The organism is Klebsiella sp. SWET4, from assembly GCF_024296565.1.
Lineage (GTDB): Bacteria > Pseudomonadota > Gammaproteobacteria > Enterobacterales > Enterobacteriaceae > Klebsiella > Klebsiella variicola.
Genome location: NZ_JANCOB010000001.1, coordinates 643,891 through 663,995 on the forward strand (window position 1 = coordinate 643,891; position 20,105 = coordinate 663,995).

The window sequence follows — 20,105 nt, forward strand, 5'->3', positions numbered from 1 at the left end:
AGGGATAAGATCTTTCATTTGAAACCGAAGTGGGCTTACTGAGCGTCGTTTTCGGCGGGACTGTCGCTGTTACGCGTATAGGTGATTTTGAAGGTGTCATTGGCGCAATGACCGACCACCTGAACCCCGGGCTGGTCTGCCTGATCGTTTGGCACAATGGCCAGGCTGAAGGCGGTTTCCGGTACGCCATTGTTGATGATCTTCTGCTGGATGTCGCTTTTGACCCGTTCACATGAGTCGGGGGCTGCCAGCACGGTCGTGGAGCACAGCAGTAGTGCGGCGCCTGTCCAGAGGGATAGTTTCATCTTACACTCCTTATCGATGTTATCCAGAATTAAGCATAGCAGAACTGGTGTAAACAATTGTATTTGCTAATATGATCTGGTGTACACAAAAGGAATCGCCTGTGAAAAGATTGTATTGGCTGATCCCGGCAGCGCTGCTGCTGACGGCGTGCGACCGCCAAAGCGCCCCGGAAGCCTTCACCCCGGAGATGGCGAGTTTTTCCAATGAGTTTGAGTTCGATCCGCTGCGCGGGCCGGTGAAAGATTTTAGCCAGACGCTATTGGATGAACACGATGTGGTGGTCAAGAAGGTGAGCGCTCAGCTGTCAAAAGAGGGATGTTTCGATCTGCTGACCCTGGAAGATGTGGAGAACAATACCGGCGCCACGCTGCTGCTGGATGCCAACTATTACGTCGATGGGCGCACCCACGAGAAGCGACTGCGCCTGCAGGGCAAGTGTCAGCTGGCAGAGATGCCCGCCACGGGGGTGAGCTGGGAGACGGATGATAACGGTTTTATTATTCGCGCCCGCGGCAAAGAGACCACCGCCACCTACCGCTATGACAGCGATGGCTATCCGCTGGGAAAAACCACCACCGCCAAAGAAGAGCAATTTACCGTCGCCTCCACGCCGTCGAAAGATCCGCGCAAGAAAATGGACTATACCGCCATCAGCACCTTCAACGAACGCACGCTGGGCACGGTACGCCAGACCTGCGACTACGATCGCCACGACAATCCGCTGAGCTGTGAGCTGCAGGTGATTGATGAAAGCGTGCAGCCGCCGCTGACACGCCATTACACCATCAAGAACCGCATTGATTATTACTGAGCCGTCGGCTTCAGCAGGGCCGGTCCTGGGGTTTTGTGTTCGGCCAGATACTGGTGCTGGAACAGACACATGCGAATGGTGTTGCGGTACTCGCCGTTAATGAAAAACTCATGGATGAGTTCACCCTCGACGATAAAGCCAAGCTTGCGGTAAATATGGATCGCTTTTTCATTCTCTTTATCGACAATCAAATACAGCTTATACAGATTAAGAACCGTAAAACCGTAGTCCATGGCCAGCCGCGCCGCGCGAGTGGCAAGGCCTTTTCCCTGGAAGTCCGGTGAGATAATGATCTGGAACTCGGCCCGCCGATGAACATGGTTGATTTCAACCAGCTCTACCAGCCCGGCTTTATCGCCATTGCATTCGATGACAAAGCGACGCTCGCTTTGATCGTGGATATGTTTGTCGTACAGATCGGAGAGCTCAACGAAGGCCTCGTACGGCTCTTCAAACCAGTAGCGCATGACGCTGGCGTTGTTATCGAGCTGGTGGACAAAGCGCAAATCTTCCCGTTCTAGGGGGCGGAGTTTGACGTGTAGCGCGTCGGTCATGGGTAATCCTGTGGTTAAAGCTGAACAGCGCGTTATGAAAGGCGGCGCCCGCAGGCGCCAGCGTTGACAGGAAGCGGATCAGGGATTGATTGCCCGGCCGGTGCGGCGGTCAAGGCAGCGCAGGGTGTTCGGCTCCCAGTAGGCATTGACGTTGGCGCTCTTCTGGCAGTTATCCTGCGCGTCGAAGGCGACATCGGTTTTGTCCCACTCTTTTTCCGCCCGCTTATTGACCTTCTGGCGCAGGCTGCGGGTGTCGTTCCATTGCTCTTTTTCCATCGACGCCTGCTGACGGCTTTGCGCGCTGTCGCCAGATTCAATCACCAGCCGGTCGGTGGCGGCGAAGGAGCTGGAGGTATAGACCACGGCGCTCAACGCCAGAATGGCGGTCAGGCACCAGCGTTTGTTCAGTGTCATGTTCATCACGATTTCCTTTAAGTGATGGGTTAACCCTCAGGTTAAGTTTACTACAGCTCTTTTGCCGGGCATAGCCGACAAAACAGCGTGGGGCTGAAGCCATTATCGCGTAGAATGGTTCAACGCTTTGTCTCATTTACGAATCTTTTAATGCTCAAAACAACGCTCCTGTTCTTTGCCACCGCCCTGTGCGAAATCATCGGCTGCTATCTGCCGTGGCTATGGTTAAAGCGCGGGGCCACGCCGCTGCTGTTGATCCCCACCGGCCTGGCGCTGGCGCTGTTCGTCTGGCTCCTGACGCTCCATCCTGCCGCCAGCGGGCGGGTCTATGCCGCCTACGGTGGGGTGTACGTCTGTACCGCCTTGCTCTGGCTGCGGGTCGTGGATGGCGTCAAGCTCAGCCATTACGACTGGGGCGGGGCGATCATCGCCCTGTGCGGCATGCTGATCATCGTAGCGGGCTGGGGGCGGGCCTGAGCTCGCCTTGTGTGATCGCTGCCACTTTTTTAAACCTTAATTCTTGTATGGTAGTCGACCTGTTGCCTTACTTATCAGACATTCTCTTTTGTTATGACTCTGTAAGGAACAACGATGGCTATCGAGACACTTGCCGCCCGGACGGGGGCGACGCCGCTGCGTATCCGTCGGGTGCAGAAGATCACCCTGACGCTGCTGTTTATCGCCGGTATCGTCAACTTTCTTGACCGCTCTTCGCTGAGCGTCGCCGGGGAGGCGATACGCGCCGACCTGGGACTCAGCGCCACCGAGTTTGGGGTGCTGCTCTCCGCCTTTTCGCTCTCCTACGGCTTCGCACAATTGCCGTCGGGAATATTGCTGGATCGCGTTGGACCGCGCATTGTGCTCGGCGCCGGACTGATTTTCTGGTCCGCAATGCAGGCCCTGACCGGGATGGTCAATTCGTTCTCGCATTTTATTCTGCTGCGCATTGGCCTCGGGATTGGTGAAGCGCCATTTATGCCCGCCGGTGTGAAATCAATCAATGACTGGTATGCGCAAAGAGAGCGCGGTACGGCGGTGGGGATATTTAACTCCTCGACGGTGCTGGGGCAGGCCATTGCGCCACCGGCTCTGGTTATTATGCAACTGGCCTGGGGCTGGCGAACGATGTTTGTGGTGATTGGCTTAGCCGGTATCGTGGTCGGTCTGTGCTGGTATGTGGGCTACCGAAATCGCCGGCACTTCACCCTGCAGGAAGAGGAGCAGCAGTATCTGGCCAGCGAGGAGGTGGCCCGCCCGGCGCTGAAATTTAGCGAATGGCTGGCTCTGTTTAAACGGCGCACCACCTGGGGGATGATTCTGGGCTTTTCCGGTGTGAACTACACCGGCTGGCTGTATATCGCCTGGTTGCCCGGCTATTTGCAGGCACAGCAGGGGTTAAGCCTGGCCCGTACCGGCTGGGTGGCGGCGATCCCGTTCCTTGCGGCGGCGGTGGGGATGTGGGTCAATGGCCTGGTGGTCGATGCCCTGGCGCGCAGAGGTTACGATCTGGCGAAAACCCGCAAAACGGCGATCGTGATCGGTCTGGTGCTGTCGGCCCTGGGCACCCTGCTGGTGGTGCAATCCTCCACGCCGACCCAGGCGGTGGCTTTTATCTCCATGGCGTTGTTTTGCGTCCATTTTGCCGGGACGTCGGCCTGGGGGCTGGTGCAGGTATTGGTGGCAGAGCATAAAGTGGCTTCGGTGGCAGCGATCCAGAACTTTGGCAGCTTTGTATTTGCCTCCTTTGCGCCGATCGTCACCGGGTGGGTGGTGGATACCACTCATTCTTTTAATCTGGCGCTGGTGATCGCCGCCGGCGTGACCTTCACCGGGGCGTTGTGCTACTTCTTTATCGTTAAAACCCGTATCGACTAACCAACCGCCAGACCGGACTCCCGGTTAAGCGACAGGCCCGCAGGGACGCGTGGCCGGTGTGTCATTCGTCGACTTCTTTTATTTCCTCGCGGCGACTGTTTCCCATTCCATCAGCGATGATTTTGTGACGGTTCACTCCCGACAGCGAACCGGCCATATCTTCTTGTATGGTAGTTGACAGAAATCAAAGATGTTATACCAATTGCGTGCGATGGTTGAGACACAAAGGCATTCTCCTCGAGAGTTCTCCCCGAGAATGGTTGATGAGACACATAACAACGAGAGTCATCATGGAAAACACCCTTTTAACCGCCAACGCCATGCTGCCAGGCTACGATCGCAGCGCGCTGATCCCCCGTATCGTGCACCTTGGTTTTGGCGCATTCCACCGCGCCCATCAGGCGGTATATGCCGATATTCTTGCCAGTGAACATGGCAGCGACTGGGGCTATACCGAAGTCAATCTCATCGGCGGCGAGCAGCAGATCGCCGACCTCCGCCAGCAGGATCGGCTGTACACTGTGGCCGAAATGTCCGCCGACGCCTGGACCGCACGCGTGGTTGGGGTGGTGAAGCAGGCGCTGCACGCCCAGGTTGATGGCCTCGAAGCGGTGCTGGCGGCGATGTGTGAGCCTCAGGTAGCCATTGTCTCCCTGACCATTACCGAGAAAGGTTATTGTCATTCGCCGGCCAGCGGCGAGCTGCAGCTCGATCACCCGCTGATCGTCGCCGATCTGCACAACCCGCGCCAGCCAAAATCGGCGCCGGGCGTGGTGGTGGAGGCTCTGGCTCGCCGTCGGGCGGCAGGCTTGCCGGCTTTTACCGTGATGTCCTGCGACAACATGCCGGAAAACGGTCACGTGATGCGCAATGTCGTCTGCGCCTACGCCCGGGCGCTGGACGCGGAGCTGGCGGCCTGGATTGAACAGAACGTCACCTTCCCATCGACCATGGTGGACCGCATTGTCCCGGCCGTTACCGCGGAAACCCTCGATAAAATTGAACAACTGACCGGCGTGCGCGACCCGGCCGGGGTGGCCTGCGAACCTTTCCGGCAGTGGGTGATTGAGGATAACTTTGTTGCCGGACGTCCGCAGTGGGAAAAAGCGGGAGCGGAACTGGTCGCCGATGTGGTGCCTTTTGAAGAGATGAAGCTGAGGATGCTCAACGGTAGCCACTCGTTCCTGGCGTACCTGGGCTATCTGGCCGGTTATCAGCACATCAACGACTGTATGCAGGATGATAACTACCGCCGCGCGGCGCTGGCGCTGATGCTGGACGAACAGGCGCCGACGCTGAAAGTGCAGGGGGTGGATCTTCCGCGCTATGCCAGTCTGCTAATTGACCGCTACTGCAATCCAGCGCTGAAGCACCGTACCTGGCAGATAGCCATGGACGGCAGCCAGAAGTTGCCGCAGCGCATGCTGGACTCCGTACGCTGGCATCTGGCGCACCAGCAAGATTTCACGCTGCTGGCGCTCGGTGTGGCGGGCTGGATGCGCTATGTCGGTGGCGTTGACGATGCCGGCCAGCCGATTGAGATTTGCGATCCGCTGTTGCCGGTTATCCAACAGGCGGTGGCGGCCAGCGCCGAGGGTGAAGCGCGAGTGAAAGCGCTGCTGGGTATTGAGGCGATCTTCGGCCTGGCGTTGCCGCAGGAGCCCCGTTTCGTCTCGGCGGTTACCCGCGCCTATCTGGCGCTGCAGCGGCTGGGGGCCAAAGCCACTGTCGCCGCGTGGGCTACCGAGCAATAATCCGCTTCCGGTGTCGGCCTCGTCGTCGACACCGGCTATTTTGTTATCTCTGCCACCTTCCGCTGATATTTCTTTTTTTGCTGTCGATCGGTTTTAGCGCGCTGAAAAGATGATCGAACGCAATGTCTATACATAACTCTATATTTCCCTGATTTACTAAAGATAATTAGCTGTTATTTTTCCGAATAATGGCTGGTAATTTACTGCCATAATGGCATAGTTAAGTCATTGAAAAAGAACTTTCTCTGGAAAAGGAGTACGGGCCATGTATAAAAAAATTTTATTGCCTGTTGATGTCTTTGAAATGGATTTAAGCGATAAAGCTGTGCGTCACGCGGAATTCCTCGCCACTGCAGAAAACGGTGAAATCACATTGCTCAACGTTCTGCCGAACAGCAGTCGTTCACTATTACGCGGCTTTACGGCGGATATTCGTAAATTTGAAGCCTATATGAAAGAAGAGTCGGAGAAAAAGATGCGCGAGGTGGCGCGACTGTTCGACATTCCGATGTCGCGGATCCATACCCGGGTGGTCTTTGGTAACGTGCGCGACGAAATTCTGGCTATCAGTAATAACGAAGAGTTCGATGTGATAGTGGTTGGCTCCCGCAAACCGGGCATCTCCACCCATCTGCTGGGCTCCAACGCCGAGTCGATTCTGCGCTACGCCAAAACGCCGGTGCTGGTCGTCCGTTAATCCCCTCATGACGACGGCTGCGTCAGCCACGCTGGGCAGCCGTCTGACCATTAATCTTCGCTAAACCAGTCGCGGTTCTCCTGGCGGATCAGTAACACGGACTCGCTGATTTCATGCAGATGGACATTCATTGCCTGCTCTACTGCCTCCGCGTCGCGTTTTTCCAGCGCGGTGAAAATCTCATGGTGCTGACGCAGGAGCATCTCCGGTGAGGTGATATGGTCCAGGCTCATGTAGCGCACGCGGTCGATGGCGGCTTTAATATTTTCCACCGTATCCCACGCCAACTGACAATCGGCAATGATCGACAGCTTCTGGTGAAACTCATCATCAAGCAGGAAAAAGTCGTTTGATTGTTGTCTGTCGACGGCAATACGCTGCTGATGGAGATTCTGCTCCAGCTGATAAACCTGCTCATCGTTAATCATGCCGGCGGCGCGGCGGACCACCGCGCACTCAATCGCCTGGCGGACAAAGCAACCATTGCGCACCTGCGACAAGGAAATTTTATTGACGTAGCTGCCGCGCTGGGGACGTATCTGGATAAGCCCATTTTCCGCCAGCTTGATGAAGGCCTCGCGCACCGGCTGACGCGACACATCGAAACGCACGGAGACTTCTTTCTCGGACAGCGGTGTGCCCGGCGGGATCAGGCAGTGAACGATATCCCGGCGGAGGATGCGATAAATTTGCTGATTGACGGGTTGCGTCGGATTCAGTTGCGATTCTGCGGCCATTGATGGTTACTTTTTAAGGGATTATGCGCACTATTTTACGCGTTTTTTGCGGTTCCGCCCATACCCGGCCCGCAGGCCGGGTGGCAGACGGTTAGCCCTGGCGGTGAACGCTGAGTCCGGCAAAACTCTGGCTCACCGGCATCATCTCCAGGGTGTTGATGTTGACGTGCTTCGGCAGGGTGGCCACCCACCAGACCGCCTCGGTCACATCTTCCGGCGTCAGGGCTTCGGTGTTCTCATAAGTTTTCCCGGCCTTGGCGTCATCACCTTTAAAGCGGACGTTGGAGAACTCGGTGCCACCCACCAGACCCGGCTCGATGTCGGTGACGCGCACCGCGGTGCCATGCAGGTCGGTGCGTAGATTCAGACTGAACTGACGGACGAAGGCTTTGGTCGCCCCATAGACGTTGCCCCCGGCATAAGGCCAACTGCCTGCCGTGGAGCCGATGTTAATGATATGCCCGCGATTGCGCTCCACCATACCCGGCAGGACCGCGCGGGTCATGTACACCAGCCCTTTATTATTGGTGTCGATCATATCTTCCCAGTCTTCCACGCTGGCGCGGTGCGCCGGCTCCAGACCCAGCGCCAGACCGGCGTTATTCACCAGGACGTCAATCGCCTGCCACTCGGCGGGCAGATCGGCAATCAGCGTCTCAATGGCGGCGCGGTTGCGGACGTCAAGCTGGGCGATATAAAGGTTGTCACCGAGGTCGTCTTTCAGCGTCTTCAGGCGCTCTTCACGACGTCCGGTGGCAATCACTTTATGGCCGTTAGCGACGAAACGGCGAGTAATACTTTCACCAAAACCGGCGGTGGCACCGGTAACCATGATAATCATCTTACTGTTCCTCAACGCTTTTTGTGTTTTCATACCATAGCACGCACAGACGGCGACCGGTAACGGAAATCATTGCGACCCCTTAAGGAGAAGCCTAATCTTACAGGATTAGCCTGTGCAGGAGAGAAAGATGTCTGAACAAAATCCCTTTTTTAGCGTCAGTTTGCTGCCTTACCAGGCACCCCCGTTTGATCTCATCCAGGACTACCACTATCGCCCGGCGTTTGATGAGGGTGTCCGGCAGCAGCGCGCGGAGATCCGCGCGATAATCGACAACCCGGAGCCGGCGAATTTTGCCAACACTCTTGAGGCCCTTGAACAGAGCGGACAGCTGCTGGCGCGAGTGACGCGGGTCTTTTTCGCCATGGCTGGCGCCCACACCAACCCGTTCATCCAGTCTCTGGATGAAGAATTTTCCGCTGAGCTCGCCGAGCTGGGGAATGACATCTGGCTTAACGAGGCCTTATTTCAGCGAGTGAACAGCGTCTATGAGCAGCGTGACGCGCTGGCATTAGACAGCGAATCTCATCGTCTCCTGACCCTCACCTGGCAACGTTTTGTCCATGCCGGGGCGACGCTGGCGCCAGCGCAGAAGGCGGTGCTACGCACGCTGAACACCGAAGCGGCGACCCTGCAAAGTCAGTTCCAGCAGCGGCTGCTGGGGGCGGCCAAAAACGGTGGACTGGTGGTTGATTACCGACATCAACTGGATGGCCTGGCGGATGAGGAGATAGCGGCGGCCGCCGACGCGGCGCGGGAAAAAGGGCTCAGTGACCGCTGGCTGCTGACGCTGACCAATACCACCCAGCAGCCGCCGCTGCTCTCTTTGCGCGACCGACAGACGCGGGAGAATCTCTTTGCCGCCGGCTGGACGCGCAATCAGCAGGGCGATGAGCATGATACACGTCGCCTGGTGCTGCGACTGGCGGCGATCCGCGCGCAGCAGGCGGAACTGCTGGGCGCGGCCGATTACGCCAGCTGGGCGCTGACCGATCAAATGGCCGCCTCTCCGGCGGAGGCATTAACTTTTATGCGCCGGATCGCGCCGGCAGCGCGGGCGCGGGCGGAACGAGAGCTGGCTGACATCCAGCAGGTGATTGACAACGAGGGCGGGACGTTTCGCGCCGCAGCATGGGACTGGCTCTATTACAGCGAACAGGTGCGGCGAGCTGCCTTTGCCATTGATGATGCGCAGCTTAAACCCTATTTTGCTCTCGAGCGCGTGCTGCAGGATGGCGTCTTCTGGACGGCCACGCAGCTCTTTGGCCTCCGCTTTGTCGAGCGCTTCGATATCCCCGTCTATCACCCGGATGTTCGGGTCTGGGAGATCTTCGATCACAACGGAGAAGGGATGGCGCTGTTTTACGGTGACTACTACGCACGCGACTCAAAAAGCGGCGGCGCCTGGATGGATGTGTTTGTCGAACAGTCTACCCTGCGGGAGCAGCGACCGGTTATCTACAATGTCTGCAACTACGCCCGGCCGCAGGCAGGGCAGAGCGCGCTGTTGTCGTGGGATGAGGTGATCACTCTGTTCCATGAGTTTGGCCATACCCTGCATGGGCTGTTCGCCAGCCAGCGTTACGCCAGTCTCTCCGGAACCAATACCCCGCGCGATTTTGTCGAATTTCCTTCGCAGATCTTCGAACACTGGGCCAGCCAGCCGCAGGTGTTTGCCCACTACGCGAAGCACTACCAGTCCGGGGAGCCGATGCCGGAGGCGCTACGCGACAATATGTTGCGTGCGGCAACCTTCAATAAAGGGTACGACATGAGCGAGCTGTTGGCTGCTGCGTTACTCGATATGCGCTGGCATAGCCTGTCGACCTCGGCAATACCGGAGGACGTGGATGGGTTTGAGCAGAAGATATTGCAGGAAGAACACCTGGATCTGGCGGCCGTTCCGCCGCGCTATCGCAGCAGCTATTTCTCCCATATCTTTGGCGGCGGCTATGCGGCAGGCTATTACGCCTATCTGTGGACCCAGATGCTGGCCGACGACGGCTATCAGTGGTTCGTGGAGCAGGGCGGTTTGACCCGTGAGAACGGTCAGTGCTTCCGGGAAGCGATTCTGTCGCGCGGCAATAGCACTGATTTAGCTGAACTTTATCGCCAGTGGCGCGGGCACGATCCACAGATTGAGCCGATGCTGGAAAACCGTGGGCTAAGTGCGTAGGGTCATTTCGGGCTGACACGATAACCGGGCGCGATGCCCGGTTTTTTTACGATTTTTTCGGCAAAACCGCTGCAAAATCTTTCTAAAAATGAATCCTTAAACCAGGGAAAATTTGCAGGAAGATAGAGTCCCATTTTTTCACGTAGCTCAAATTTATAGTGTGATGGACACCCTGTCGGCACTGGGAAGCAGCAGTTCGGTCAAATCGCTGGCCACCTCCATGGCTTTAGGCGGGACGCTGGCCGGATTCGATGAGGTGATGAACGTCAGTGTGTCGCCGGACAAGGCGCGTCTGCCGGCTCTGACAAAGGATGAGGGGTGGAGTAAGGTTGTCCAGCGTGTGGCCGGGCAGTCGGTTATCAGCTCCAGCCTGAACACCGGCATCAATGGCGGCAGCTTTAAGGACAATCTGGTCAATGCGCTGTTATCAAATATTGGTAATCAGGTTCAGGCCGAAGGCGCAGGGCTGATTGGGGACAACGGTGAAGTGTTAGGCGTGGCCGGAAAATCGGTCAGCCATGCGGTCCTTGCTGGCATCAGCGCGGAAATCGGACGAGGTGATGGTAAAGGCGCGGCCGCCGGCGCACTGGCAGCGGAACTGGCCGGGGTCATCATGCAAAGCTCGTTGTTCGAACCCGCAAATCTAAATGAACAAGAGCGCCAGTTGCGGCGTCTGCAGGAAGCGCTAAACGGTAATGAGGCAAAAGAGCAGACGGCCCGTGTTATTGGCGCGCTGACCGGGGCGCTGACCACACATACTCCCGAAAGTGCGTATAGCGGAGCAGACAGCGCGCAAAATGTTGACCGTTACAATATGACGGAGCATATGCTACAACAATATGCTCTGGATAATCAGCGGGATATTCTTGCGGCAGATAAAGGGGACAAGGAAGCAGCCAAACGCGTTCAGGCCCGGCGGGAAGCGGCGATTATCGTGGCTGCTGCCAGCGGTGGAGGTATGGCGCTGACCGCAGGTGGCATGACTCTGGTTGGTGCGGCACCCGAGCTGGTTCTGGCAGCAAGACTGGTTATCGCCGGTTGTAAAACAAATCCTGCGCTCTGCCTGAATCAGGCGGGTATTTGTGCGGCAGATATTGTGGCACCAGAGGCCATCATTGGTACAGGCGCTGTAACGACCGGCAGCACATTGATTCTGGGTAAAACCGAAGACAACTTGAAGAAGCTTTCACAGCAGTTGGTGAAGGCCTACGATGAACTGAATATAACAAAAACACTAAATATTCAGCCTGTTGCTGGTTTTATTAAAGGCGAAACAGCAGCCGGAGCTAATCTGTCGACGAAAACGGCAGATTATGTCCGCGATATTCAGAAAACCAATACTGACCAGTTAGTTAAAGTGTTTGATCCAAAACAGAGTAGCGATAAGCTCAATGTGTTCGGGAAGGAGTTTGCGCAGGTGTTGGGTGACGGGGGAGGTAATAAGTACGGAACGACCAAGGTCTTTGCGACAGAGAAACTCTCCGACCGAGATATCATTGATTATGCGCAATCTTTGACGGGGGGAGAGCCATTTAAAGAAGTCACGACTCCTTTAGGTACAGTTTATTTTTCAAAAAAAGATGGTGTAACAATAAGCTTGCGTGACTATTCCGCCAGCGAAGAAAAAACGAATGCTCGCTGGACAATAGAAATTTTAGGTAATAAAGACTTACAAGCCTTACAGGGCAAGGTTCAGAAAAAAGTTGAGATCAAGTTTCGGTGAGGTGTTTATATGTTGTATAGCGATGATGAATATAAGATGTTTGCTGAGGAACTGGAAGGATCATCCATAGGTACCGTATGGTCTGCCATGAGGGCGGATAATTTTGGGAAAGAAGAGTTATCATATAAAGAAAAATGTGACTATTTTTTTGAACTTATGGAACGCCTTCTTCGGGAAGGAAAAATAAAATTAGCAAGTCGAGGAAAATATCTGGAAGGAAGTATCGACGAACAAATTTCTTTGTATCGTGAAAACTTTCCCCTAAACCAGGAGGAAATGGAAGAGGATGCTTTTGATAGTTTCTGGTTTCTGACGGAAAAATGCCCTGGCGGCATTGTCTGGATCCATGACAATGGCTATGAAGACTGGACTTGATGCACCGCTAGTCATAACGGCTCTTCGGAGCCGTTATCCTTGATGGTTAGGAATTTGGAAAAACGTTGTAAAAACTCACTGACCATGAACACAGGATCCCGAAACGCAGTGATGGTAAGGTATCGGGGAGTTATGGCGATAAGATGCTGTTTTTGCTGTGTTTTTAACCAGAGGCTCATTTTTCGGCCGCACTTATCCTGCAGCCTGTGTCAGAAGCCATCGTTGTCTGGCGATCCCGTGGGGCCTTTCCGCCACTAATTCCGTGGCATGCCTGCCGGCCTTTGCGCTGACAAAGCGCAGCCGGTTGCCACATAGGATAACCTCACTAACGCCCTGCTAGCAAATATCGGCAATCAGATAAACGCCGAGGGTGCAGGTCTGATTGGCGACAACGGTGAGATTCTGGGACTGCCTGGCACACCGCTGAGCCATGCAGTGGTCTCGGGTATCAGTGCAGAAATTAGTCGAGGGGATGGAAAAGAGGCTGCTGCCGGAGCTCTGGCGGCGGAGTTGGCAGCGATCACTCTCGGAGAAATATTCGTTGAACCAGCTACGCGGGATCATCAGATCCAGTCTGCAGGGAGGATTATTGGAGCGATCTCTGGGGCTGCAGTAACAAACTCATCCGATGGTGCAAATAGTGGCGCTAATGCTGCAGAAAACGTGCTTCGATATAATTTTCTGATGCATGATGAGCCCGCCAGGATGGCGAAAAAATTAGCTGACTGTAAAGGAAACGGCGGTTGTGAAGCTGACGTACGCAAGGAAATAACATTATTGTCAGCCAAAAATGAGAAACAGTTTGAAAGCTGCAGGATTACCGGTAATGATGACTGTATTAATGAAATGCTGGCTGGAATATCTGGTGCAAGTGGTTATAGAGAGCTAGGAATTCAGATTGGATTTGACATCGCCGGACAGTATCAACAAATGGGGGAAATGCCTTTGACAGATTTGATACCTGTGGATGGGCAGCTGGTACGGGGTGCGGATTAAAGTTATGGGGTAAGGAGGCGCTGACTGATGCTGCAATGTGGGTCGCAGGTTGGGGCGCTGGTAAAGTTGTTGCCCCTGCTATCGGGAAATATCTTACTGAAATAGGTATTCTTTCACAAAAAGGTGTTCCATCGTATATAAGAAGTGCGCAGGTTGGTTTAGGTAAACCGGGGGAAGTCGATGTTTATAAGAACCAGATGCGAAACAACACATTTCCGCTTGAACCAAAAAATGGGATTATTGCGGGTTATACTGATAAGAAAGGGGTATACTATGTATCTGATGGAAATCATCGCATGGTTGTAGCAGTTGAATACTATAATGAAACGGGTGACCCTAAGTTTATAAATTTATTGATTAAAAATGGGTCGTGGACATATGATGCGAATTACATGGATACTTCTAAACCACTCCCAATAAGAAAATAAAAAATCCCCCTTGAGGCATTCCTCAAGGGGGATTGCAAAAGGATTATTTTATGAAAAAGAAAGATATATACTTAGACATCCTGCAGGGGAGTTTATTACAAATAAGAAGTGTATCAACTCATGGTGCTTTCTTTAAAGCAAGAGATAGGTCTGTATATTATGAGTCTCAGCTTATACATCAGTTTTATTTACTATTGAAGTATGACGACTTTAATGATGCGGACATTCGTTTTTTAAATACACATGCTCGTTGGTACTATGAGGACTGTAGTAAAAAGAAAAGCTTCTTATACGAACATCAACTAAAGAGAATTTCAATGTTATTCTCTTTGGTTCCTGAAAGTATGAGGGGGAAGCTTGAATGGCTCGGGCCTATGATAATTTAAAATAAATTCCTCGCTGCTGTTTAATAGGGGAGGGGGTATACATATGTTTTGGTAACAACCTCTCCCCAAGCGACCGACAAAAAATTGACCACGCGGGAAATAAAATATTCCATGCTAATTCTTTTTATGTAAACTAGCGGTGCTATTTCGCTAACCGTAAATTCTTTTATTAGGTAAGTGTTCTCATTTCATGCGGTTATCAATAATGCGATTGAGGTATTAACTAACCGTGCACAGGTTATTATACCGGAGTAATAATCATCTCGGAATGACTAAATGTAAATTCATTTCTGACATTATAAACTCGGACTTCATCAACATCACGGACATGATGATAGTTTCTTATTATTCGCAGTAATTTAAATTCTGAGTGCTGTGAAATATTTCTATCAAACTGCTCATGGAATCTGTCCTGTAAAGAATGTAAATTATTTAGGAAACTGAATAATGTATTAATATCACTCTCCGGTTTTCCAGAATCTGTTAGTTCCAGACTGCTGTGGCAAAACCGATAAATAAAAAGGTGTGCTCTATCATCGTATACCCTAGTTGAGTTCTGTGATCCATTTTAAAGCATTACTAAAAAGTGTTCTTTCTAAGAAGCAATCCAATACTATCAGTGTACGCCCTGCGATTCGATCCTGCCACCCAAAAATGAAAGCGAGCATATCAGTCTGTTCTCAGTTATTAATACTGAGAACAGACTGCTAAGGCCGGACCTTCAAACTGATTCTAATTCGGGCTGGAAGGCGAGTTGTGCCTGAGTGATGAATAAAGCTATGTTTGTAATGTCAACTTTAGGCACAGGAAAACACTCATCGTGAACGATGTAACATATTTGTTTAGGTGAGGTTTTGTATCAATTCCGGCCCCTGATTCTTAACATTGCTCACCGCGCGGGAAACCGGGTGCCATTTGAAATGGTCTGCTGGTACCGTACCATCTGCAATTAACTCCTCTGCCTCTTTCCCTCCGATATCCTGCCTCATCCATTCACGAGCTGCTTCCGGCGTCAGAACCAGCGGCCGGCGGTCGTGAATATCGACCAGCCCCTGATCGGCCGCAGCGGTCACAATCAAAAATCCCTCTACATCATCCCCACGCTCGAAAGGAACGCTGCCGATCGCAGCCATGAATATTGGTTGGCCTTCAGCACGATGAATGAAATAGGGCTGCTTCTTGTCGCCCTCACGCTTCCATTCAAACCACCCATCTGAAAAGCAGATCGCCCGGCCATGTTGCCAGAGAGGTTTGAACATTCTGCTGGAGGCCGCCGTTTCGACGCGTGCGTTAATCAGAGGCGGTTTATCCCACCACCCGGGTGCGTAACCCCAGTGAACCGGATCGAGGTGCAGCTGTTCGTCTCGTTCGCTCAGAAGCAAAACTTTAGTCCCTGGCGCCACGTTGTAACGCCCAATCGGCTCAGGGTCGTATGCAATGTCGCGCTCGGCTTCATCCGCCAAGTATGCCAGGTATTCTTCACGGGTTTGGGCTTGTGCAAAACGTCCACACATAGAAACCTCCAGTCAGTAAGACTAAAAGTATAGACGTCGCGTGTGAGTGCTCAATGAATGGGTGATCTTAGTGAATGCCGTTATCATGAAAGTTAGCGGACCACCAGTACCGATCATTCGGCGTGGCGGACCACCGCGGCGACGTTGGAGCCCAGCGGATCGGTGGTAATATCCCGCTTAGTGGTTTGATTATCGAGGTTTTGGAACAAGCTGTAGCACGCCTAGTGCACTTGCCCCAGGGAATGGTACACGAGCTGGTCATTGATGTCAGAGGGCAGCTCTTAACTGATGAAATTCGACGAAAAATCCTTAAAGACATCAGCAGTAAAGCAAATGGAATAATTAAAGCTTCGAATATAAGGTTTATCGAAAAATGAATAAAATTGGTCTCTTAGGTGCTTCAACTATATATGAACTCGGGTCCCCTGATGATGTTGAACTGTTTTTTAACACAGTGTCTGAAACTCTCGAACAGGGGAGTTGGGGTGCAAACTATCCTGTGGTAATGTTAAAACTATATAAAAAAGCTTTGAGTTTTGATGAGATAAAAACAGCAAAGCTAGAAATGGACGAGATACAAGCGCGCCTTGCAAGGCTTCCCCTGCATAACGAGTTCTATTCAATGTTCGGAGTCGATAAGAATAAAACGTCATGGGACACGCAGGCTGCTGATTTGGGATCGTTTTTCAGTACAATTTTCAAAGCATTTAATATCGCCTATGATATGACTCTTTTCCTTCATGATGACTTTGGCGAATTTGTTCCCATGCTACTTGGGAGAACTGAGATACCCTATGCAATAGAAGACAGTAAAAGACCCGTTGAGGAGTTTGAGCGTCTGGCTGACGATGACCTTCCTTTCTGGAAGAGATGATTGATTAGTGTAACCTTTTCCCGCAGTTCGTTGCGGGGAAAGGTTATTTTGTATCATCCTAAAGAATATTTTGATTCTGCTCATGTATGAAATTACGCGAAGACTTCACGCCGGGGGAAACTCCGAAATACATCGTTAACCGAAGTGTCGGCGTTCGAGTGCTAGTTCAGTAATACGTACAGAACACAGCGCGTATGTAACCTGTCGCACTGTACACCACTGTCTCAGCTTCAGACGCGAGTGGAAGCTTCATTGTCAGAGCGTTCCTTCAATATCCAGCCTCATCCATATGCTCCGCTTCTTCTGCAAGATAAGCCAGGTATTCTTCACGGGTTTGAGATTGAGCAAAGCGCCCGCACATGGTTACCTCCAGTCAGATGCCAGACTTAAAATTATAAGTCAGAAGAATAGAGTCGTTACCTCATCCTTACAGGACACTATTTGATAGTTATCAGTATGAAAAATGAACTGATAAAGGTGCTAATTAGGCATTGTTGAGAGAATGTCTTCCCCAAAACGATATGCAACTGACTGAATTGTATGAGATTGTATTTAAGCTTAAATCAACGGAATTTTCATGGTAAATAGAAGTTAACTTTATGATTTTTATTGGTAAATGCACACATTGAAAAGGATGCTTCTCCCATATCTTCGGCGGCGGCTATGCGGCAGGTTATTACGCCTATCTGTGGACCCAGATGCTGGCCGACGACGGCTATCAGTGGTTCGTGGAGCAGGGCGGTTTGACCTGTGAGAACGGTCAGCGCTTCCGGGAAGCGATTCTGTCGCGCGGCAATATTTGCAAGAGGATAGAGCCTCATTTTTCACAGAGCGACTCCTTCACCCCGTCGAACCGCGATCGTTGTGATATTGCGCTGTCATCTTGTCTGATGCCCGCCAGAAGGGGTTCCAGCACCAGGTGAGCCAGAGTAGATGGCTAAAGAAAATCCGACATTATGCTCGCACTGCGGCGGCGAGATTCAGCGAATAGCAAACATCAGAGAGGGTTTCGATAATGTGGCTGGCTTTGATTGAGTGTCAGTGTCTCAGTCCGTCATAGCTTTCCATCTCCTGGCGGACAGCGCATGACTTCCCATACCTAAAAGGGTATGACTGGGCATCAATATAGTATTGGAAAGGGTGTTATACCTGTTATTAAGATTGAATCACCCGCCAGACAGGGCGAAGGAATACGCAGACAGAGGTGATCAGTCTATGAGTAATGCAATAACTAAAGTCCAGAATGCCAATGCACGCCGCGGCGGTGATGTATTGTTAGAAGTTCTGGAAAGTGAAGGGGTGGAATATGTGTTTGGTAATCCAGGTACCACCGAACTGCCGTTTATGGATGCGCTGTTAAGAAAACCGTCAATTCAGTACGTGTTAGCTCTGCAGGAAGCGAGTGCAGTCGCCATGGCGGACGGTTATGCGCAGGCAGCAAAAAAACCAGGCTTTCTGAATCTGCATACTGCCGGTGGTTTAGGCCACGGCATGGGAAACCTGTTGAATGCAAAATGCTCACAGACACCGCTGGTGGTGACGGCGGGGCAGCAGGATTCACGCCACACGACAACCGACCCATTATTGTTGGGTGATCTGGTCGGTATGGGTAAAACGTTCGCGAAATGGTCGCAGGAGGTTACCCACGTTGATCAGCTACCGGTATTAGTTCGTCGGGCCTTCCACGATTCTGACGCTGCACCGAAAGGCTCCGTTTTCCTGTCGCTTCCGATGGATGTGATGGAGGCGATGAGTGCTATTGGCATTGGCGCGCCTTCTACTATCGACCGCAATGCAGTCGCAGGTTCATTACCTTTGCTGGCGAGTAAGCTAGCGGCATTTACTCCGGGTAACGTCGCACTGATTGCCGGCGACGAAATCTATCAAAGTGAAGCGGCCAATGAGGTTGTTGCTCTTGCTGAGATGCTTGCCGCTGACGTGTACGGTTCAACATGGCCGAACCGGATCCCCTACCCAACAGCACACCCTCTCTGGCGGGGCAATCTGTCCACGAAAGCGACGGAAATTAACCGAGCATTAAGCCAGTACGATGCTATTTTTGCCCTTGGCGGTAAGTCGCTTATCACTATTCTTTATACCGAAGGTCAGGCAGTGCCGGAGCAGTGCAAAGTGTTCCAGTTATCAGCCGATGCGGGCGACCTGGGACGCACCTACAGTAGTGAACTCTCAGTGGTTGGCGATATTAAATCATCGTTAAAGGTGCTACTTCCTGAACTGGAGAAAGCCACGGCAAACCATCGCCGTGATTATCAACGCCGTTTTGAAAAGGCGGTTTATGAGTTTAAATTGAGCAAAGAAAGTCTGCTCGGGCAGGTTCAGGAACAACAATCTGCTACGGTAATTACGCCGCTGGTGGCGGCGTTTGAGGCAGCAAGGGCGATCGGACCAGATGTGGCCATTGTTGACGAGGCGATTGCCACCAGCGGTTCGCTTCGCAAATCTCTCAACAGTCACCGCGCGGATCAATATGCCTTTTTACGCGGCGGTGGCCTGGGATGGGGAATGCCCGCGGCTGTCGGCTATTCACTCGGTTTGGGAAAAGCGCCTGTGGTGTGCTTTGTGGGAGACGGCGCGGCGATGTACTCCCCTCAGGCTCTCTGGACGGCCGCACATGAAAAACTGCCAGTCACCTTTATTGTCATGAATAATACGGAATATAACGTATTGAAAAACTTCATGCGTTCTCAGGCGGATTATACGTCGGCCCAAACAGATCGCTTCATCGCAATGGATTTGGTTAATCCGGCAGTGGATTATCAGGCACTGGGTGCATCGATGGGGCTGGAGACCCGAAAAGTTATCCGTGCCGGCGATATCGCCCCGGCCGTTGAGGCCGCACTGGCGAGTGGCAAGCCTAACGTGATCGAAATCATCATCAGTAAAAGTTAATCGTTAATCCGTCCGGCCTGTGCCGCATCCAGTTTATCCCTGATACTGCGGCACAGGTTCACAAAACCCGGTAAAGCCGGATTAGTGTTCTTTGCCGACCACATCAGCATATTCTCCACCATATTCGGATTTTCCAGCTTCCGGTAAACCACACCGCGTAATTGAGCATTCTCCATACTGGCGGGAATAAGCGCGACACCAACACCATGGGCCACAAAATTCATCACAGTCTGCTGCACGGAGGCTTCCAGACCTATTTGCGGACTAAATCCAGCTTTGAGGCACTGATGAAGGATGGAATCATAGAGCATCGGCGCGCTCTCGCGCGGAACCGTGATGAACGGGTCATCACAGAGTGATTCAAGCCTGAAATGCTCGTGTTGAACCTGGGGGTGGTTGGCAGGAAGGGCGGCAATGAGCGGCTCACGCAAGAGCACCAGTGAATGAATCCCCGGCGTGGCCGTCTCGGAGAAGCTGATTGCCGCGTCCAATCTGCCATCTTGTAATGCGGCGTGTAAATCAGAGGGGACCCTCTCCTGAAAATGCAATTCCACGTCGGAACAGGTATTCCTGTGCTGCATCGCAACATGCGGCACAACGCTATAGCTGGCATACATTGTTGCGCCTAATTTCAGAACCCCTTTCTGCCCTGATTCTATTGCCCGTACGTTATTACAGGCCTGCTCCAGCATTGCCAGCATCGCGCGGCAGTCCAGCAGAAATTGCTCCCCGGC

Annotated in this window: 20 protein-coding genes and 1 pseudogene; 14 read left to right on the forward strand and 7 right to left on the reverse strand. The window is 52.6% G+C overall.

The features are described from left to right. Positions 1-35: 35 nt before the first annotated feature. Entirely contained in the window at positions 36-305 is a 270-nt protein-coding gene (locus tag NKJ21_RS03345; RefSeq protein ID WP_008805014.1) for a DUF1161 domain-containing protein, read from the reverse strand. Positions 306-406: 101 nt separating this feature from the next. Here NKJ21_RS03345 and NKJ21_RS03350 point away from each other — a divergent pair, with 101 nt between their 5' ends. After that, a complete protein-coding gene (locus tag NKJ21_RS03350; protein ID WP_008805013.1) occupies positions 407-1,117 on the forward strand; it encodes a YnfC family lipoprotein in 711 nt (236 codons plus the stop codon). Here NKJ21_RS03350 and speG read toward each other — a convergent pair. Then, complete coding sequence (gene speG / locus NKJ21_RS03355) at positions 1,111-1,671, reverse strand: spermidine N1-acetyltransferase (RefSeq protein ID WP_008805012.1); 561 nt, start codon at positions 1,669-1,671, stop codon at positions 1,111-1,113. The genes NKJ21_RS03350 and speG overlap by 7 nt on opposite strands. A gap of 78 nt (positions 1,672-1,749) precedes the next feature. Beyond that, on the reverse strand, positions 1,750-2,091 hold the full coding sequence (locus NKJ21_RS03360) for a DUF1283 family protein (protein ID WP_004206035.1): 342 nt from the start codon (positions 2,089-2,091) through the stop codon (positions 1,750-1,752). 108 nt (positions 2,092-2,199) lie between these two features. On the opposite strand from NKJ21_RS03360, the gene NKJ21_RS03365 reads away from it, so the two are divergent. The 4 genes from NKJ21_RS03365 (at position 2,200) to NKJ21_RS03380 (ending at position 6,411) form a co-directional block, all read left to right on the forward strand. After that, complete coding sequence (locus NKJ21_RS03365) at positions 2,200-2,562, forward strand: YnfA family protein (protein WP_239270383.1); 363 nt, start codon at positions 2,200-2,202, stop codon at positions 2,560-2,562. Positions 2,563-2,676: 114 nt separating this feature from the next. Continuing rightward, a complete protein-coding gene (locus NKJ21_RS03370; protein ID WP_023322553.1) occupies positions 2,677-3,960 on the forward strand; it encodes an MFS transporter in 1,284 nt (427 codons plus the stop codon). A 290-nt stretch (positions 3,961-4,250) separates the two neighbouring features. Beyond that, positions 4,251-5,714, forward strand: a complete 1,464-nt coding sequence (locus tag NKJ21_RS03375; protein ID WP_239270384.1) for a mannitol dehydrogenase family protein — start codon at positions 4,251-4,253, stop codon at positions 5,712-5,714. A 265-nt stretch (positions 5,715-5,979) separates the two neighbouring features. Beyond that, positions 5,980-6,411 (forward strand): universal stress protein, encoded by a 432-nt coding sequence (locus tag NKJ21_RS03380; protein WP_008805007.1) that lies wholly within the window; start codon positions 5,980-5,982, stop codon positions 6,409-6,411. Positions 6,412-6,461: 50 nt separating this feature from the next. Here NKJ21_RS03380 and NKJ21_RS03385 read toward each other — a convergent pair whose 3' ends face one another. Together NKJ21_RS03385 and ydfG are read right to left on the reverse strand one after the other, a co-directional pair. Further along, on the reverse strand, positions 6,462-7,148 hold the full coding sequence (locus NKJ21_RS03385) for a GntR family transcriptional regulator (RefSeq protein WP_008805006.1): 687 nt from the start codon (positions 7,146-7,148) through the stop codon (positions 6,462-6,464). A gap of 91 nt (positions 7,149-7,239) precedes the next feature. Next, positions 7,240-7,989, reverse strand: coding sequence for a bifunctional NADP-dependent 3-hydroxy acid dehydrogenase/3-hydroxypropionate dehydrogenase YdfG (ydfG, locus tag NKJ21_RS03390; RefSeq protein WP_008805005.1), 750 nt, complete (start codon positions 7,987-7,989; stop codon positions 7,240-7,242). A gap of 130 nt (positions 7,990-8,119) precedes the next feature. Here ydfG and dcp point away from each other — a divergent pair, with 130 nt between their 5' ends. The 6 genes from dcp (at position 8,120) to NKJ21_RS03420 (ending at position 14,073) form a co-directional block, all read left to right on the forward strand. Next, positions 8,120-10,165, forward strand: coding sequence for a peptidyl-dipeptidase Dcp (gene dcp / locus NKJ21_RS03395; protein ID WP_168239685.1), 2,046 nt, complete (start codon positions 8,120-8,122; stop codon positions 10,163-10,165). 160 nt (positions 10,166-10,325) lie between these two features. After that, on the forward strand, positions 10,326-11,888 hold the full coding sequence (locus NKJ21_RS03400) for a DUF637 domain-containing protein (protein ID WP_373876602.1): 1,563 nt from the start codon (positions 10,326-10,328) through the stop codon (positions 11,886-11,888). Between the two features lie 9 nt (positions 11,889-11,897). Next, positions 11,898-12,263, forward strand: a complete 366-nt coding sequence (locus tag NKJ21_RS03405) for a DUF596 domain-containing protein (protein ID WP_022065614.1) — start codon at positions 11,898-11,900, stop codon at positions 12,261-12,263. A 357-nt stretch (positions 12,264-12,620) separates the two neighbouring features. Next, complete coding sequence (locus NKJ21_RS27740) at positions 12,621-13,259, forward strand: DUF637 domain-containing protein (RefSeq protein WP_308788797.1); 639 nt, start codon at positions 12,621-12,623, stop codon at positions 13,257-13,259. A 35-nt stretch (positions 13,260-13,294) separates the two neighbouring features. Further along, on the forward strand, positions 13,295-13,687 hold the full coding sequence (locus NKJ21_RS03415; RefSeq protein WP_181400809.1) for a hypothetical protein: 393 nt from the start codon (positions 13,295-13,297) through the stop codon (positions 13,685-13,687). Positions 13,688-13,737: 50 nt separating this feature from the next. Then, on the forward strand, positions 13,738-14,073 hold the full coding sequence (locus NKJ21_RS03420) for a hypothetical protein (RefSeq protein WP_038422717.1): 336 nt from the start codon (positions 13,738-13,740) through the stop codon (positions 14,071-14,073). 842 nt (positions 14,074-14,915) lie between these two features. On the opposite strand, the gene NKJ21_RS03425 is transcribed toward NKJ21_RS03420, so the two are convergent. Then, positions 14,916-15,587 (reverse strand): SOS response-associated peptidase, encoded by a 672-nt coding sequence (locus tag NKJ21_RS03425; protein WP_022065611.1) that lies wholly within the window; start codon positions 15,585-15,587, stop codon positions 14,916-14,918. A gap of 373 nt (positions 15,588-15,960) precedes the next feature. Here NKJ21_RS03425 and NKJ21_RS03430 point away from each other — a divergent pair, with 373 nt between their 5' ends. The 3 genes and pseudogenes from NKJ21_RS03430 to NKJ21_RS03440 all read left to right on the forward strand — a co-directional run bounded on the left by NKJ21_RS03430 (position 15,961) and on the right by NKJ21_RS03440 (position 19,371). Beyond that, positions 15,961-16,461: an Imm70 family immunity protein gene (locus NKJ21_RS03430; protein ID WP_022065610.1), complete on the forward strand. Its 501-nt coding sequence runs from the start codon at positions 15,961-15,963 to the stop codon at positions 16,459-16,461. Positions 16,462-17,099: 638 nt separating this feature from the next. Continuing rightward, a pseudogene (locus NKJ21_RS03435) lies at positions 17,100-17,258 on the forward strand (M3 family metallopeptidase); the annotation flags it as partial. A gap of 418 nt (positions 17,259-17,676) precedes the next feature. After that, positions 17,677-19,371 carry a thiamine pyrophosphate-binding protein gene (locus NKJ21_RS03440; protein WP_046881510.1) on the forward strand — a complete coding sequence of 565 codons (1,695 nt, stop codon included), beginning with the start codon at positions 17,677-17,679 and terminating at the stop codon, positions 19,369-19,371. Here the strand turns inward: NKJ21_RS03440 and NKJ21_RS03445 are convergent. Then, positions 19,368-20,072 carry a LysR family substrate-binding domain-containing protein gene (locus tag NKJ21_RS03445; RefSeq protein WP_254732703.1) on the reverse strand — a complete coding sequence of 235 codons (705 nt, stop codon included), beginning with the start codon at positions 20,070-20,072 and terminating at the stop codon, positions 19,368-19,370. The two genes, NKJ21_RS03440 and NKJ21_RS03445, sit on opposite strands and share 4 nt — an antisense overlap. Positions 20,073-20,105 lie beyond the last annotated feature (33 nt).

Coding starts and splice junctions, on each gene's coding strand:
- NKJ21_RS03345 (WP_008805014.1), bottom strand. CDS start 305: ATGAAACTATCCCTCTGGACAGGCGCCGCACTACTGCTGTGCTCCACG.
- speG (WP_008805012.1), bottom strand. CDS start 1,671: ATGACCGACGCGCTACACGTCAAACTCCGCCCCCTAGAACGGGAAGAT.
- NKJ21_RS03360 (WP_004206035.1), bottom strand. CDS start 2,091: ATGAACATGACACTGAACAAACGCTGGTGCCTGACCGCCATTCTGGCG.
- NKJ21_RS03365 (WP_239270383.1), top strand. CDS start 2,200: ATGGTTCAACGCTTTGTCTCATTTACGAATCTTTTAATGCTCAAAACA.
- NKJ21_RS03370 (WP_023322553.1), top strand. CDS start 2,677: ATGGCTATCGAGACACTTGCCGCCCGGACGGGGGCGACGCCGCTGCGT.
- NKJ21_RS03375 (WP_239270384.1), top strand. CDS start 4,251: ATGGAAAACACCCTTTTAACCGCCAACGCCATGCTGCCAGGCTACGAT.
- NKJ21_RS03380 (WP_008805007.1), top strand. CDS start 5,980: ATGTATAAAAAAATTTTATTGCCTGTTGATGTCTTTGAAATGGATTTA.
- NKJ21_RS03385 (WP_008805006.1), bottom strand. CDS start 7,148: ATGGCCGCAGAATCGCAACTGAATCCGACGCAACCCGTCAATCAGCAA.
- ydfG (WP_008805005.1), bottom strand. CDS start 7,989: ATGATTATCATGGTTACCGGTGCCACCGCCGGTTTTGGTGAAAGTATT.
- dcp (WP_168239685.1), top strand. CDS start 8,120: ATGTCTGAACAAAATCCCTTTTTTAGCGTCAGTTTGCTGCCTTACCAG.
- NKJ21_RS03405 (WP_022065614.1), top strand. CDS start 11,898: ATGTTGTATAGCGATGATGAATATAAGATGTTTGCTGAGGAACTGGAA.
- NKJ21_RS03415 (WP_181400809.1), top strand. CDS start 13,295: ATGTGGGTCGCAGGTTGGGGCGCTGGTAAAGTTGTTGCCCCTGCTATC.
- NKJ21_RS03420 (WP_038422717.1), top strand. CDS start 13,738: ATGAAAAAGAAAGATATATACTTAGACATCCTGCAGGGGAGTTTATTA.
- NKJ21_RS03425 (WP_022065611.1), bottom strand. CDS start 15,587: ATGTGTGGACGTTTTGCACAAGCCCAAACCCGTGAAGAATACCTGGCA.
- NKJ21_RS03430 (WP_022065610.1), top strand. CDS start 15,961: ATGAATAAAATTGGTCTCTTAGGTGCTTCAACTATATATGAACTCGGG.
- NKJ21_RS03440 (WP_046881510.1), top strand. CDS start 17,677: ATGAGTAATGCAATAACTAAAGTCCAGAATGCCAATGCACGCCGCGGC.
- NKJ21_RS03445 (WP_254732703.1), bottom strand. CDS start 20,072: ATGCTGGCAATGCTGGAGCAGGCCTGTAATAACGTACGGGCAATAGAA.